The sequence below is a fragment of the Rhodobacter sp. TJ_12 genome (genome assembly GCF_020023995.1).
In the GTDB taxonomy this organism is placed as follows: domain Bacteria; phylum Pseudomonadota; class Alphaproteobacteria; order Rhodobacterales; family Rhodobacteraceae; genus Rhodobacter.
The window spans coordinates 1-14758 of sequence record NZ_NRRD01000009.1 but is presented as its reverse complement, the minus strand read 5'-3'; the positions used below and the strand labels follow the sequence as shown (position 1 = coordinate 14758).

The 14758-nt window shown below is 59.2% G+C and carries 11 protein-coding genes; 9 read left to right on the top strand and 2 right to left on the bottom strand.

Going from position 1 to position 14758, the window contains the following annotated elements; genetic code table 11:
* The first annotated feature begins 462 nt into the window (after positions 1-462).
* Both CKO11_RS08600 and CKO11_RS08595 read left to right on the top strand, forming a co-directional pair.
* Complete coding sequence (locus CKO11_RS08600; protein ID WP_223636489.1) at positions 463-717, top strand: hypothetical protein; 255 nt, start codon at positions 463-465, stop codon at positions 715-717.
* Positions 714-1301 (top strand): hypothetical protein, encoded by a 588-nt coding sequence (locus CKO11_RS08595; protein ID WP_223636486.1) that lies wholly within the window; start codon positions 714-716, stop codon positions 1299-1301. Before CKO11_RS08600 ends, CKO11_RS08595 begins: the two co-directional genes overlap by 4 nt.
* Before the next feature lie 265 nt (positions 1302-1566).
* Here CKO11_RS08595 and CKO11_RS08590 read toward each other — a convergent pair whose 3' ends face one another.
* Positions 1567-2637 carry an ABC transporter substrate-binding protein gene (locus CKO11_RS08590; protein WP_223636483.1) on the bottom strand — a complete coding sequence of 357 codons (1071 nt, stop codon included), beginning with the start codon at positions 2635-2637 and terminating at the stop codon, positions 1567-1569.
* A 404-nt stretch (positions 2638-3041) separates the two neighbouring features.
* On the opposite strand from CKO11_RS08590, the gene CKO11_RS08585 reads away from it, so the two are divergent.
* The 7 genes from CKO11_RS08585 (at position 3042) to CKO11_RS08555 (ending at position 10938) form a co-directional block, all read left to right on the top strand.
* Entirely contained in the window at positions 3042-3755 is a 714-nt protein-coding gene (locus tag CKO11_RS08585; RefSeq protein ID WP_223636481.1) for a hypothetical protein, read from the top strand.
* Between the two features lie 246 nt (positions 3756-4001).
* Positions 4002-5072 (top strand): TRAP transporter substrate-binding protein, encoded by a 1071-nt coding sequence (locus CKO11_RS08580; RefSeq protein WP_223636479.1) that lies wholly within the window; start codon positions 4002-4004, stop codon positions 5070-5072.
* 30 nt (positions 5073-5102) lie between these two features.
* Positions 5103-7622, top strand: coding sequence for an EAL domain-containing protein (locus CKO11_RS08575; RefSeq protein ID WP_223636872.1), 2520 nt, complete (start codon positions 5103-5105; stop codon positions 7620-7622).
* A gap of 611 nt (positions 7623-8233) precedes the next feature.
* Entirely contained in the window at positions 8234-8629 is a 396-nt protein-coding gene (gene tnpA / locus CKO11_RS08570) for an IS66-like element accessory protein TnpA (protein WP_136909576.1), read from the top strand.
* Positions 8626-8973: an IS66 family insertion sequence element accessory protein TnpB gene (tnpB, locus tag CKO11_RS08565; protein WP_136909574.1), complete on the top strand. Its 348-nt coding sequence runs from the start codon at positions 8626-8628 to the stop codon at positions 8971-8973. The genes tnpA and tnpB overlap by 4 nt, the downstream gene beginning before the upstream one ends.
* 58 nt (positions 8974-9031) lie before the next feature.
* Entirely contained in the window at positions 9032-10531 is a 1500-nt protein-coding gene (gene tnpC, locus CKO11_RS08560; protein ID WP_223636476.1) for an IS66 family transposase, read from the top strand.
* On the top strand, positions 10528-10938 hold the full coding sequence (locus CKO11_RS08555; protein WP_223636473.1) for a hypothetical protein: 411 nt from the start codon (positions 10528-10530) through the stop codon (positions 10936-10938). The genes tnpC and CKO11_RS08555 overlap by 4 nt, the downstream gene beginning before the upstream one ends.
* A gap of 259 nt (positions 10939-11197) precedes the next feature.
* On the opposite strand, the gene CKO11_RS08550 is transcribed toward CKO11_RS08555, so the two are convergent.
* Positions 11198-14608 carry a hypothetical protein gene (locus CKO11_RS08550; protein ID WP_223636469.1) on the bottom strand — a complete coding sequence of 1137 codons (3411 nt, stop codon included), beginning with the start codon at positions 14606-14608 and terminating at the stop codon, positions 11198-11200.
* Positions 14609-14758 lie beyond the last annotated feature (150 nt).

Genomic DNA, 14758 nt, shown 5'->3' with positions numbered 1-14758 from the left:
TGAGGCCGGAATTTGCGAAAATTCTGGCCTCGGAAGCCCGTACTCCCGGCACACTGGACATAAGGTGCGAGCATCTTCTATGGGCAATTCCCGAATATGCGGCTGACCTCCTGAAACGGTTCTGATCTCTCAGTTCCAATCAGGATCCAGGCGCTCATCGGAAGAAACTGTCCAAAGAGGCTTAAACACCCAAAACCAGATATAGGCGCTTTGCGCCCGAATGAACCGTGCGAAAGCCCGATCCCTGTGTAGCACCTGCCGATTAGCATGATGCTGTCGCCAGGACAAGGACGGCTCTCCGCAAACTTCAAAGATCGTCATAGCCCGAGAATGTCAATTTCTCGGGGCGGGAGAAATCATGTCTGACCTTTCCATCGGCGGCGTCCAGCTGCCCGAACCCAGCCGCGGCGACCGTGCCACACAGGTCGGTTCGACCCAACACTTCACCGGCGGTATCCGCATGTGCTTCTTTCAGGCAAGAAGCGGCTCGATAACAGCGGATCGCTGCGCGGACAGGTCATCATGTGGCACAGGTTTCTGACCCGGAACGAGCGGGCCAGCGACGATCTCTTCGCGCCCGAGCAGGCTGAAGAACCTTGCCTCGCATTTGCCGAACCGCCGCAGATCACTCTCGATACGCGGGTACCGGAAGACGTTTGGGGCTCTCCGAAGAAGAAGGCGGAGGAGAGCGCCGACCAGGAAAGGCTCGCAATATGATGAATTTCGAAAGCAAAATCTTCGCCGAGCCGGAGCTGGGGTTTGGCGACAAGTATCACCATCCGGACCCGCGGCTCGGTCTGATCGAGGCCGGTCCGCTGCAGGCGCCGCTCGGTGATGTGATCAAGATCGGGGTGGTCGGCAGCGCTAAAACTGTCGAGGACACGGGAAAATTTCTCGCGGCCGCAACGGCAGGCTTTGCGGGCAAGTCGGCCAGACACCCGAACCTGCATCCGGATTTTCCAGGGCTGGGCAACGCCAATCCGTTCAACTGCCGGTTCGAGATAAGCGAGGAGGCATCATTCGCTTTGCCCAAAGGCCGGATCGAAAAGATCAGGAAGGAGCCTGATCACAAGAAAGCTGTCGAGATGGCTGTCGACGAGATCATCACCCAGCTCGAGACCTTAGATGAGAGCAGTCACCGCCCGGATGTCGCGATCGTTGAAGGTCATCCTCGAACTGATGTTCCTCGGCCATCTGAAGCGGGTCTTTCGGGTGATCGGCGCACACGGGTTTGCCGCGGTGGTCCTCGATCCGGAAGAGATCAAGGCGCTGCTCGAATCCCTTCCGGTCGGCCTTTCTGAGGACTCGCATTTCATGATGGACTTACCCTCAGAGCCTGACCTGTCCCTGAAACCATACCATGCCGCCTTCGGGCGGCATTTTTTACGAACTTTCGATGGCCATTTTCTCGGTGTGAAATGGCCATCTTGTGGCCCCGAGGCGTATTTCTTCGGTTTCGGCCCATATATTTCAACGGCTTACGGCGCGCAGGAAGACACCAATGGACTACTACTTATGGGTCCGACAGGATCACCCGCGCGCCTTCTGGTTTTCTGTCCGGCAGACTTAGTTCGCCAGCCAGGCGTTGAAACGCTCCGCCAGTTCGGAATCGTGATCGACCCAGAAATCGAGGTTGGTTTCGAGCGCGTTTTCCATATTGGCCGGGTAGGTCGGCAGATGCGGCCCCATCACGGTTTTGCCATCTTTGAAGATGATCTCACCCGCGTTCGACGAATGCCGGGTCGGCCCATACGAAATGTATTGCGCTTGACGACGCAGGCCCTCGGTCGAGGTGGCGAACTGGATGTATTTCAGCGCATCTTCCAGATGCGGTGCGCCCGCCGGGATCACATACATTTCGTGCTCGTAGACTTGGCCATCCCACATCACGACAAGCGGTTTGCCCTCTTCCACGGCAGCGTTGAAGATACGCCCGTTATAAGCGGTGGTCATCACCACTTCGCCATCGGCCAGCAATTGCGGCGGTTGCGCGCCAGCTTCCCACCAGATCGCGTGGTCTTTGATCGTGTCGAGCTTGGCGAAAGCGCGGTCCAGACCTTCATCGGTGTTGAGCAGGTCATACACCTCGTCCGCGGGCACACCATCGGCCATCAGCGCCATTTCGAGCACGGTTTTCGGGCTCTTCTTCACGCCGCGCATGCCGGGGAATTTCTCAAGGTCGAAGAAATCGGCAATCGAGCTCGGCTTTTCATCGGGGAATTTCGTGTCGTCATAGGCGACCACGTTGGCCCAAAGGTCGGTCGAGACGCCGCAATCCATCACCGCGCCGGGCAGGAAGTCTTCTTCCGCCGGGGTGCCGTCATCGCCCGGCAGCAAGATCGCGGGGTCGATTTCTTCCAGCAGGCCCTCGTCGCACAGACGCACCGCATCGGCATATTCGACCAGCGCGACATCCACCGAAACGTTGCCGGATTCGGTTTGTGCCTTGACCGGGGCAGCGGGGTTGTCGGCGTCGATCATGGTCGCCTTGATGCCGGTCGCTTCGACGAACGGTTTAACATGCGCCTCGGTCTGGGCCGCACCATAGGCGCCACCCCAGCTCATCACCACGACTTCGGCATGGGCAGCAAGCCCGAAGCTACAGGCGACAGCCGTGGAAAGGAGGAGTTTCTTCATCGATATCAGGTCCTTGTGCTACAAGACTTGGAAGGTTGCGAGCAGAGAAGGGCCGGGAGCGTGACCCCTTCCACTTGCCCCTTAATCTCAACTTGGCCCACGCAGACGCGCTCAAAACGACCTGAAAGCCTTCGTTTGCGCCTTCGGTCAAAACTATCGCACAAAGCGCAGGCAAAGCGACCGGCCGCCGCCTAATACGCAGGCATTCGTCCCGGTGCCTCGCTCAGAACATAAGCGATTCACAAAGCTTTGTCAGCCACGCAGGCGCCGCGCCCCTTCGCGCTTAAACGAGATTCGACGCAAGCCTTCGTGTTTCGCGCCCAGCGCGGTATATTGCACCGTATTCTCAGGGTGCGCCTCCGCGCTCCCTTTTTTCAATATCGATCTGAAATGGATATCTGCTCATGACTTTGGACTTTGAAGATCAAAAACAAATCGCGCTGTCTTTGGCTGACACTGTGCGCACCGATCTTCCGACGATGCTGACGGAAACCGCCTTGCAAAAATTGGAGGCGTTTGACCTTGCGGATGACGCAGCGCATGCGGCGGCACAGGCGCTGGCCAGTGCCGAACTTGCTTTGGCACTGGGCGCGGATTTTGCCCTAGCGATCATGCTTGACGATGACAGCGGCGAAACCGCGCTGTGGAATGCCGAGATCGGCGTGCAAATCGCGGCTTATGCTGCTGAGAACGGGTTGGAGGAGGCGGACCTGCAAGCGCTTGTGGTCGATGCCGTAAACAGCGAGACCTTGTGCCTTGAGGACATGGCTGGGGAAACCCCGCCGCTTTGGGACGGCCCCAGCGACACATGGCAAGATCTGGCGCGGCCGGTCGGTGACACCGATCCGCCCGGCGGCACCGGAATCATGCCCGTGACCGACGATGCGATCCAAGTTATCGACGGGATGGCAACGGATTTCTTTCTTTTCTTCGAAACCAGCCTTGCGGAAAGCGGTGCCGAAATCGACAACCTTGAAAGTGAGGCCCTTCAACTGGTCGCACAGGATTGGGCCGAGACCGTCTGGGACGCCGCCGATGGCAGCGATCTAACCGAAAGCTTCTGGGATGCCTTGATTATCCCCGCCCCCCCGGCAGTGCTGGAGGTGCTTGCGGGTTAAGGCGCATAGCATGAGCTTGCTTGGCGCTTGGCTTTGACCGGGGCGCCGGGCTTTGCGAGCACATTGCCAAGCGCGGGATCGGGTGTCATCACCTTGCCGATCAAGGGCTGCAAGCTGAACAGCGTCGGTCCGCACATAAGGAATGACGCCGGCACGCTTTGATCTCGCCAAGCGACACACGCGATCTTAAGAACTTGCGCGCATCTTTCGACACTGAGTGGATGTATATGCGAGGACCCGCAAGAGATGCGCCTGTTTTCCCCGATGTTCGGCTTTGCGAGCGCTGCTGCGCTGTTGACCTTTTCCGTTGTGGGGCTCGGCCCGCAGGCTGCCGTTGCCCAAGAGGCGGCCCCGGTTGAGATCAATGTGGCGTCGACCTTCCCGACCGCCATGCCGATTTTAGGCGAAGCAGCGGGCGGCCTTTCAGAGCGTGTGGCGCAGATGTCGGGCGGCTCGCTTCTGCTGACCCCGCATGAACCCGGCGTGCTGGTGCCTGGCTCCGAAACCGTCGCCGCCGTGTCCGAGGGGCGCGTTGACGGCGCTTGGGCGGGCGCGGGCTGGCTAGCGGGGCGGGACAGCGCGTTCAACATGTTTTCAAGCGTGCCGTTCGGGCCGGATATGGGCGAATATCTGGCTTGGATGTATTACGGCGGCGGGCTTGATCTTGCGCGTGAGATGTTTGCCAAGGAAGGGGTTTACAACATCCCCTGCGGTATGATCCCGCCAGAGGCCTCTGGCTGGTTTAACCGCGATATTTCCTCGGTCGAGGATCTCGAAGGTCTGCGCATGCGTTTCTTCGGGCTTGGCGCGCAGGTGATGCAGGATTTCGGCGTGATCACCGAACAAATCCCGCCGGGGGAGATTTTGGCAAAAATCCAGTCGGGGGAATTAGACGCAACCGAATTTTCACTTCCCGCGATGGATCAACCGCTCAACTTCCAGTCTGAACTGAAATACTATTATTTCCCGGGCTGGCATCAGCAATCCACGCTGTTCGATCTTTATATCTCGCTGCCAGTTTGGGAGCGTCTGTCGTCAGCACATCAATCGATCATCGAAACCGCCTGTGGCGATGTGATCCGCGACATGATCGCCGAGGGCGAGGCGCGCCAATGGGCCGCGATGCAGGAAATGCAGGCCGAAGGGGTGCAGTTGCGCCGCTGGCCCGCCGATATTCTGGTCGCGTTTGAGGACTCTTGGCTCAAGATCGTCGAAGAAGAATCCGCCGCCAACGCGAACTTTGCGCGCGTCTGGGACTCTTACGCGACCTTCCGCGAAAACTACGCGATCTGGAAACACTTCAGCTTCCTGCAATAAGGCGCATTGGCGAGAGGCTCTGTCGTGTTCATGCAAACCGCGTTCAAGACTGCCAAGCACCTTCGGCTTGGCAGCATTCGCACAAGGTTGGGGCTGACCTTCCTTGTGTTGCTGGCGTTGATCGCGGGGCCAGGCCTTTTGGGGGTGCGGCAGTTGCAATCGATGGGCGAAGTCACGCGCACGATGCGCGATGAAGCGCTGCCCCGGATCTTGGCCGTAAGCGAGGTCGAGCGCGCCTTGACCACCCACAAGCTTTTGGCTGAGCGTCATGTTCAAAGCACCGATTTTCGGCAACAAGCGGACATGCTGCGCCAGATGCGTGCGACCGAGGCACAGTTCGAAACACAACTGGACCGGTTGCGCACCGATCTGCTGGGCTTGACCAGCCCGCGCCGGATTGACCGAATTGAGCGCCATTGGCAGGACTATCGCGCCTCTTTGGCCGAGGTCGACCGCTTGATGGAACAGGGCAATCTGCGTCGCGCCGCTGCGCGGTTGCAAGGGCCGACGATGGCGGCGATGGATGCCGCGGAAGATGAGCTGAAGGCCCTGATCGCCGAGACCCGCGCCGAGGCGGATCGTTTATCAACGCGTGTGGATGCCGAATATATAAAGACCCGCAACGGCACGCTAAGCGCGGTGGCGGTTGGCTTGCTGGCCACACTTTTGGCGGTGTTTTGGACCGCGCGCTTTGTCAGCCAGCCTTTGTTGCGGATCAGTGCGGCCATGCAACGCCTGACCCGCGGCGAGGATGACATCGAAATCCCGCATCTCTCACAGCGTGAAGATGAGATCGGCATTTTGTCTCGCGCCGCCGAAAGCTTTCGCGGCAAGCTCGTTGAAACCCGACTTTTGGCGCATGATCTGGACCTAGAGCGCCTGCGGCTCGAAGCGAGCGGTGCGCAACTTAGGGCAACGGTTCACAACATGCCGCTTGGGCTTGCGATGTTCGATCATCAGGGCACGTTGCTGATTTGGAACGCCGCCTTTGAAGTGATTTGGAACATTCCGAAAAATTGGCTGCACCCGGACCAAACACAAGACACGGTCCTGGCGGAAATGGCGCGTCTGTGCCCCAAAGAGCATCGCGCGCAATTTGCCCAGACCGTTCAGACGCGCTTGGCCGAAAAGGGCGCCGAAGCGCGCTCGGAAATTTGGCGCCTCACCGATGAACGCTCGATTTCGGGCATATTTCAACCCACGCCCGATGGCTGGATGCTGATTTGCGAAGACATTACCGAACGTGTCACGGTCGAAGAACGCATCCGCAAACTGGCCCGGAATGACAGCCTTACCGGGCTGCACAATCGGCTGTCGTTTCAAGAAGCGATTGAGGCTGCGCTGCAAGATTCTGATGCCGAAAATCCGGCGGCGATCATGTTCATCGATCTGGATCGGTTCAAAAGCGTCAACGATACGCTGGGCCACCCGGTCGGTGATGCGCTCTTGCGTCAAGTGGCGGCGCGGCTGCGTTGGTTGGTGCGCGAAAACGATGTGGTTGCGCGTCTTGGTGGGGATGAATTTGCGATCATCCAGCATGATGGCCCACAGCCCGAGGCGGCGCTTTCCCTTGGCGACCGGATCATCGCGCAATTGTCGAGCCCGTTCGAGATTGACGGCCATGTGGTGCAGATCGGCGGCAGCGTCGGTGTGGCGCTGGCACCGCTGCATGGCGACACGCCCGAGGATGTGCAAAAGCATGCCGATCTGGCGCTTTACGCGGTGAAAGAAGCGGGCAAAGGCCATTGCCGCGTCTTTGATCCGGAGATGAACGCACGCCAACAGGAATTGCACGCACTGGAACAGGCGCTGCGCCATGCGCTGAAATCCGATGGGTTCACACTTCATTATCAACCGTTGATCGATCTAAAGACCGGGCGCCTGCGCGGGGCCGAGGCGTTGCTGCGCTGGCGTCACCCGACCAAGGGGCCGCTTTCGCCCGCCGAATTCGTGCCCTTGGCCGAGGAACTGGGTCTTATTCAGCCGCTGGGGCTCAAGGTGTTGGACATGGCGTGCCAAGCCGCCATGCAATGGCCCGACGATCTCAAAATCTCGGTCAATCTGTCGCCATTGCAGTTTCACCGCTACGATGTCGCGCAAGATGTGCTGAATGCACTCGACCGCTCTGGCCTGCCGCCCGAACGGTTGGAGGTGGAAATCACCGAAGGGGTTTTGCTTGATCACACCGATGCCACGCTGACCGCGCTCAAACGGCTGCGCGCGCATGGGATTAGCGTCGCACTTGATGATTTTGGCACCGGCTATTCCTCGCTGCGCTATCTGCGCGCCTTCCCCTTTGACCGGGTCAAGATCGACGCCGCCTTCGTTGGGGAATTGCCCAGCGACGAAGGCGCTGGCGCGATTGTCCGCGCGATTTGCAACCTGTGCGAGGCGTTCTCGCTCAATGTGACGGCAGAGGGCATCGAAACCGACCCGCAACGGGTGTTCGTCAAAGAGGCCGGCTGTAGCTTCGGGCAAGGCTTTTTCTTTGCAGCGCCGATGCCGCTTGAGAGCTTCATGGCTTATCTGGCTCAGATGCGGGCAGCCTAGCGCGATCCTACGCGGGTGGGGCGCATAACACGGATCGTGCAGCCACTTGAAGATCAGGTTCGCATTCACAGCGTAGCTCTTCGGCAGCAGCTTGCCCAAAGTGCGGCGGCGGAACACCCAGCCGGTCAAAGATCACGAGGCCTTGGGCCGCGTGCTGGCCACGCTCGGACAGTCACGTCTGTCTGCAAACCTCAACCAAATGGCGCGAGCCGTAAACACCGGCACCTTGCCGGTGCATCCAGAGACAGAAGCTGACCTTCGCCGTGCCTGCGACGAGGTCCACGAGATGAGAACCGCTCTGCTCGAAGCCTTCGGGAAGGACGGGGGTGTGTCATGATCTTGAACGGCAATGAACGCGGCAACGCGAAGGAGCTGGCCGAATGAAGCGCTTGCGGCCACCCCTGCCCCGGATCCCATTGCCCTGCATCCGGGCCTGGCGGATGTCTATCGCCAGAAAGTCTCGACCCTTGCTGCCAGCCTGTCCGATGACGCGACGCGTCCAGAGGCGATCGCTCTTCTACGGGGTCTGATTTCGGAGATCCGCCTTCATCCTGACGCGGGAGGTAAGCGTCCGGGCTGACTGCTCTGCCGCGTGGTGAGAGAGGCGGATAGTGTCCACCATCGATAGTGGACACTATGGTGATGGCGTGGCGCGTCGGACGAAGCGGCTTTGGACGGATGAGGAGAAGCGGTCGATCTGTTTCCAGACGACGGCGCCGGGCGTTTCCGTGGCGCAGGTGGCGCGGCGCTACGCTGTGAATGCCAACCTGATCTTCAAGTGGCTGCGCGATCCCCGTCATGCGCCGGACCCTGCCTCGGCTGCGCCCCCAGCAGAGGAGGCGCGCTTTCTGCCAGTAGAGATCGTCGCGGAGGCGAAGGCACCCATGGCAATGCCTGTAGTCGAGAACCACATCGAGATCGAACTGGCAGGCGGCCACCGGATGCGGATCAGCGGCAGCTATGATCCCGAGGCGCTGGCGCGGTTGATCCGGGGGCTGACGGCGTGATCCCGGTTCCGGCGAACACGCAGGTCTGGCTGGCGGCCGGGGTGACCGACATGCGCAAGGGTTTTGCGGCGTTGGCTGCACAGGCCGAGGCGGTGCTGAAGCAGGACCCGTTCGCCGGGCATCTCTTCGTGTTCAGGGGGCGTCGGGGTGACCTTGTGAAGATCATCTGGTGGGATGGCCAAGGGGCCTGCATGTTCCTGAAGCGACTGGAGAAGGGGCGGTTCGTCTGGCCCTCGGCCAAGGAGGGCAAGGTGGTGCTGTCGCCCGCCCAGTTGTCGATGCTGCTGGAAGGGATCGACTGGCGAGCACCTCAGCGGACGTGGCGGCCCCTGGCGGCGGGATAATCTGCCGATCCTGTAATCAATGATTCCCACAAGGAATACAGTGGGATAAACTTCCCGCATGTTGGATCAGACCCTGACCTTGCCGGAAGACCCCGAGGAGTTGCGCAGCTTCACCGCGCGGCTTCTGGCCGAGGTGAAGGCGCAGGCGATCCTGATCGAGAAGCTGCGGCATCAGTTGGCGGAGCATCGGGCACACCGGTTTGGCGCGTCGTCCGAGACCGCCGAGCAGCTGCAACTGGCCTTGGAGACCAGCGAGATTGCGGCGGCGGCAATGACGGCGCGGATGAAGCTGCCGGACATCGAGGAGAAGGATAAACCCAAGCGCCGTCCGATCCCGGACCATATCCCCCGGATGGAGGTCGAGCTGACCCCGGGCGCCGAGGCCTGTGCCGATTGCGGTGGTCGCCTGCGCCGGATCGGCGAAGATGTGACCGAAGAACTGGAATACGTGCCGGGGCGCTTCATCGTGAACCGCATCGTCCGGCCCCGATTGACATGTTCCTGCTGCGAACGCTTCGTGCAGGCCCCGCTGCCCTCGCGCCCCATCGAGCGCGGTCGCCCCGGGCCACGTCTTCTGGCCCATGTGCTGGTCAGCAAATACGCCGACCATCTGCCCCTGTATCGCCAGAGCCAGATCTTCGACCGTGAAGGTCTCGACCTCGACCGCTCGACCCTGGCCGACTGGATCGGCAAGACCACCGCCCTGCTGGAACCCCTGGCCGATGCCATCGGTCGCCATGTCCTGTCGGCCGAGGCGATCTTCGCCGACGACACGCCCGTGAGCATGCTCGCCCCCGGCACCGGCAAAACCCAGACAGCCCGGCTCTGGACCTATGCGCGAGATGAACGGCCATGGGGCGGCACCGCCGCGCCCGCTGCATGGTATAGGTTCTCCGGCGACCGCAAGGGCCAGCATCCCAAGGACCATCTCGCCCGGTTCCGGGGCTGGATGCACGCCGATGGTTATGCCGGGTTCGAGGACCTCTACCGCTCCGGTTCAATCCGCGAGGTCGCCTGCATGGCCCATGTCCGGCGCAAGTTCGTCGACATCCACCGATCGCAGGGTTCCCCGATCGCCGAAGAAGCCATCGGTCGGATCGCGCAACTCTATGCCGTCGAGAAAGAGGCCAGAGGGTCGCCACCGGACGTCCGCGTCGCGCTTCGCAAGGCACACGCGGCCCCGGTCTTTGACGATCTGGAGTTATGGCTGGCCATGCAACTCACCACGATCTCGGGCAAATCCCCGCTCGCGGCCACCATCCGCTATGCCCTGACCCGCATGGAGCGCCTGCGCCCCTACCTTGACCATGGCATCTTGGAGTTGGACAACAACGCCGCCGAACGCGGCATGCGCGCCATCGCCCTCGGGCGGAAGAATTACCTCTTCGTCGGCTCGGAAGCGGGCGGCAAGGCCGCCGCCATCGCCTACACCCTGATCGAAACGGCCAAACTCAACGCAGTCGATCCCCACGCCTGGCTCGCCAACACCCTCGCCCGGATCGCTGACTACAAGATCACCAAGGTCGACGACTTCTTGCCCTGGAGGCCCGGCCAATGAATCGAACCATGGCAGTCCTAGTCTGCTTGATCACGTCGACACCGGCAGCCGCGGAAGTCTGTGACAAGGTAAGACCTGCCTGGACACCGCAGGACGGTCCTGTCGGCCAACTCGACGACCTCGCTTTGTTCTTGTTCGAGCCCATCGGCCTGATTGCGATCGGACTGACGGTGGGAGCCCTCCTCCTTAGGTCAGCCTGGTTCTCCACAGTCGCAATCGTGATCTTGATGCTCATGCTTGCGCTCAACGTTAGCACTTGGCGCGAGGCAGATGGCGTCACCCGCTTCGCCATCAGCGAGGGATGTATGGTCGCGCCCTACCTTACCACAATCGTAATGATCGCAATGGCCGCGAGCATCGTCACGCTGACATGGATCAAACCCCTGGATAGGTCAAAGTCGCCCTGACCGGACGCTTACATAGAAGTCGTTAGTGCGACGCGCAGCATCGGCCACCTTGGGCTCAGAACCGGTCATGCGGCAATGCGGCTGCCCTACCACGAGGGCCGCACCACTGTATCGACGTCCTCAGCCCTGAGCTGACCCTCTGTATCCTGCTGAGATTCAGCGGTTGCAGCGTGGATTGCTGCCATTCGATGCAGGCGAACGAATTGTAGCCTCTCAAACCCGTATTCTACAGAAAAACTGCTTAGTCCCTCGCAGGAAATCACTCAAAGCGCTGTTCCTGTTCCTCGTCTCGTTGCTTTTCACGCGTCCGCTCACGTTCTATTTCTACGGTCAGTCTATCTGACACTGACCTGGCGGCCTTGACTATCTCTTCCCGCTCATGCTGGGTCAGTTCGGCTATGGCATCGGCTCTCGGCTGCATGACATCAGCACGGCTCCCAGACCACGACGACGGGGTAACACGATCCGCATAGGCGTGAAGGACCACCTCAGGCTCTGGCGCTGCTTCAAGAAACTCAACAGCGGAAGCCCTCATGGATGTGCCATCCTTGATCTCATCCCCTTTCTCCCAAAGCCCGATGCCCGAAGCGACCAGTGCCCAAATATCCGGTTCGTTGCGCTGCCGACACCACGCAATCAGGTTGGCCACATTGATCTTGGAGAGCGGGCAGCGTCGTATGCCTCCATTGCGAATGAAGAAAGTGCGTCGATGCTGTTGGTCATCCGTTCCCTGAAAGACACGGTTTAGAAAGGCTTCCGGCACAATCCCCGCTGTCGTCTCAATGGCTTTCTCGAACGAATGAATGAAGCCGTAATGCTTGTCGATGACAGAGACGATGGTTTCGACCCACTCAGTCTTTTCGGCGTCATTGCCCTCGAAGCTAAGTGCGGCATTAATGACCTTTTCCATGCGATAATCTTTGCTGCCGCCATGGTCACTGTGATCAGCCAACAGCGATTTGGTTGCCGCCTTCAAGCCAAGTTTTCTCAGCTCGGGTCCCAAAGTATCTTCCGCAGGGTCTTGCCTGTGCAGCTTCATGCTCAAAGCGTGAAGCAGAGTGTCTTCCCCGTTTGTCCGGCTTAGTAACTTTTGGGCAAGCTCAAGCAACCGTTCTGTTGGTAGATGTGCATAATTGTCCTGCCAAAGGATAGGTTCGAACATCCAAGTCTTTGTTTCTTCATTGTCGAGCAGAGCCATGCATCGATCCAGATCGGCCTCCGTGAAGTCAGCCCATGGATGCAGACCCACAAGGACGTTCCGCAGTTCCGGGTGTTCCGCACATTCATCCAAAAGCTCTCTAGACAGCTTAACGTCATTGGCTGCGACGTCTTCGATGAAGCCTCCGATGACCGCGAAATCATGGTTCGAACCGGATGACCGAGCGAGGTGTTCAAGCAAATCTTTCCAACACTCACGATAGTTATGGGACCCCTTCGCAAGGCCGATCCCGAATGCCTTGCGATAGGGCATCCAGTCTTGTGAAAAAAGGTCAGGACCCAACTCATCGAGTTGATGGTCTGACGCTGCAAAGCTCTCACCTAAATTCGTTGCCTTTGCGACAAGCCGAACTTCAGCCGCGCGGTATTTGTCAGCGCTGCTGTCATCGAAGTCGTCGTCAAGCGCCCAGTAATCATGCCCGCTGCCCAGCACATATGTTTTGATCTTTGCGATCAGGTCACAAGGCTCCAGGTCCCTATCCAGATCAGCGAGGCTCTGCGGAAGCGGTTCTGGCTCCGGTTCATCCTTTTGCTTTGTATGATCAAAATAGATGATTGAACGAACGGCCTTCCAACCTTCCCCCCATGGCTGGTGATCGTTGATCTCTCTTGCGGCGTCGACCAGTTTGTCTCGCATGGCTTCTTGGTGCCACAAGCCACGGAACTCGTTGGCCAAAGCGCGCCTTGTTCGTCCCTTGATGTCTTCATCGTTTGAATTTGCAAATCGCACGGCAAGATCAATGAAGGCAGTCCGCCACTCGACGAGCTGGTCATGATTTGGCTCATAGCCGTAGTCCCTTGGACGTGCTCCGAACTCGTTAAGTCCAAAGCCTGTCCATTGCGGCCCATCCAATGCTGTAGAGAGCAACTTGATACCCAACGAACGCCGCCTGATATCCTCAGAGTCTAGGCAGCCCTCAACGATGGCGAGGCGCTGCTCCAGCGAAGCATGTGTGCCGGACAGATAGGGTTGGAAGAACCCCGAAATCTTGCTCCGGACTGCATCATAGTTGTTGTTTTCATCTTCATGGTCGGCAACGTGGAGCAGAAGCGACATGCAGCGGTCAAACGCATGTGGCTCATATGCCAAGGATTGCAGCAGGTTGAGAATAGTTGTCCTGCGTGGGTTATATGCCGGCTCCATTCCCTGAAAATCAGGTGCTGTGAGTTCGGCTTCGATCCGGTCTAGCAGCGTATCTGGTGCAACTGGCCCGATATAGTCGAGGATCCTCGATCCTTCGTCATCAAGGTCCAAAATGCTCCCTAAGAGGCTGCCAGGCCGGAGCCATGATTCGACAATTTCTCTTGCAACAGGATGATCGTGCATCAGGCCGAGCCTGTGTGCGAACGACACAAGCAGCCGACTGTTCCCGGGCGCCTCAAACGTCGATTTCAGCGTGTCAACAGGGATGCTTTCAAGTGCCGAACGCGCAAGCCTGTTGGCAACAGCATGGGGCAGGATTGCCCTCCAATGCGCTCTCTTTTGCACGACATGGCGGTCTGCAAGCTTCGTCACGGCTCGGAACAATTGCGCTTTGGAGTGGTCTGAAATCGAACCCAAAATGCCCAGTTCATTCTGTCCAACTTCGAGATCAGACACAGAGAAGGAATATACGAGGGCAAGTGTTTCGGCTTGTTCGCGCAAATCGCCATCTTGCCCTTTCCGCTGCTGGAAAAGCCGGTCGAACAATTGGGCATCAGAAAGCTGAGCAAGGCTCTCACCTTGTTCGACCTGCTCGGCGATGGCCAAGGCTACCCTGGCGTTTCCATCCGCAAATTCGGCTACCCTTCGTGCGTTTCCCTGACCGATTTCTGGAAACCGTCGCAACAAAAGCTCTTCGGCAACGTCTGGTCCGTGAGCTTCGATGTGAATGACCTCTGTAGCCTGCGGCTTGTCGTCCCTGATGTCATATTCAACGGTGATCAGGCTGACATCACCACTTGCAGCCGAAACCTTGCTTGCCAAGGCGGAGTGCAGATCGGAAGGGCAGTTATCAAGGACCATCACCGCCCGACGCCCTTCAGCGATCAGCCGATCCAGCATCGCGGATGCTGAAGGATCTGGGGCCTCTCCGGTGTCGACGTAGACGGCAATCGTTCTGTCGAGAGGGTCGCTTCCCACGTTTTCGTCGAAGAGTGCTTGCACAATCCGCGTCTTTCCGACACCGGAAAGCCCCGTGACGCGGATCGCCTTGGTTGATGTGCGTATGAGGCGACGCATCGGTTCAATGGCGTCTTCAATTGAAAGCCCATGGCCCCGCTCAGTCGGCAGGTGGACAGTAACACCTGGGGCCGAGATGAGTGTGTCCTGTGATCCTTTCGGTGGGTTGCTCCAGGCTCCATATGGTTGCCAGCCTGAATAACCTTGGCCGAGCTTGCCTTTCACCCAGAGAAGGACCGATGGGTGCTGTCGTATCCACTGAGCCAATTTCGAGCGATCAAAGAAGTCCAAGTGGATATTGTCTTTGTTCGGATTGACCTGCCCCCCGGTCGTCCCTCAGTCATAACGAGAGTCCTTGGGGTTGATAGTGGTCGGGTTCAGGTTGGGCAAGCGCGCCGAGCGCGGAGCCCTCAGATTGCTCAAGCGCTCGGCGCGCTTCTG

Bases quoted from the DNA above. Each gene is read 5' to 3' on its own strand.
- CKO11_RS08595 (WP_223636486.1), top strand. From the start codon at position 714: ATGATGAATTTCGAAAGCAAAATCTTCGCCGAGCCGGAGCTGGGGTTT.
- CKO11_RS08590 (WP_223636483.1), bottom strand. From the start codon at position 2,637: ATGAAGAAACTCCTCCTTTCCACGGCTGTCGCCTGTAGCTTCGGGCTT.
- CKO11_RS08585 (WP_223636481.1), top strand. From the start codon at position 3,042: ATGACTTTGGACTTTGAAGATCAAAAACAAATCGCGCTGTCTTTGGCT.
- CKO11_RS08580 (WP_223636479.1), top strand. From the start codon at position 4,002: ATGCGCCTGTTTTCCCCGATGTTCGGCTTTGCGAGCGCTGCTGCGCTG.
- CKO11_RS08575 (WP_223636872.1), top strand. From the start codon at position 5,103: ATGCAAACCGCGTTCAAGACTGCCAAGCACCTTCGGCTTGGCAGCATT.
- tnpC (WP_223636476.1), top strand. From the start codon at position 9,032: ATGTTGGATCAGACCCTGACCTTGCCGGAAGACCCCGAGGAGTTGCGC.
- CKO11_RS08555 (WP_223636473.1), top strand. From the start codon at position 10,528: ATGAATCGAACCATGGCAGTCCTAGTCTGCTTGATCACGTCGACACCG.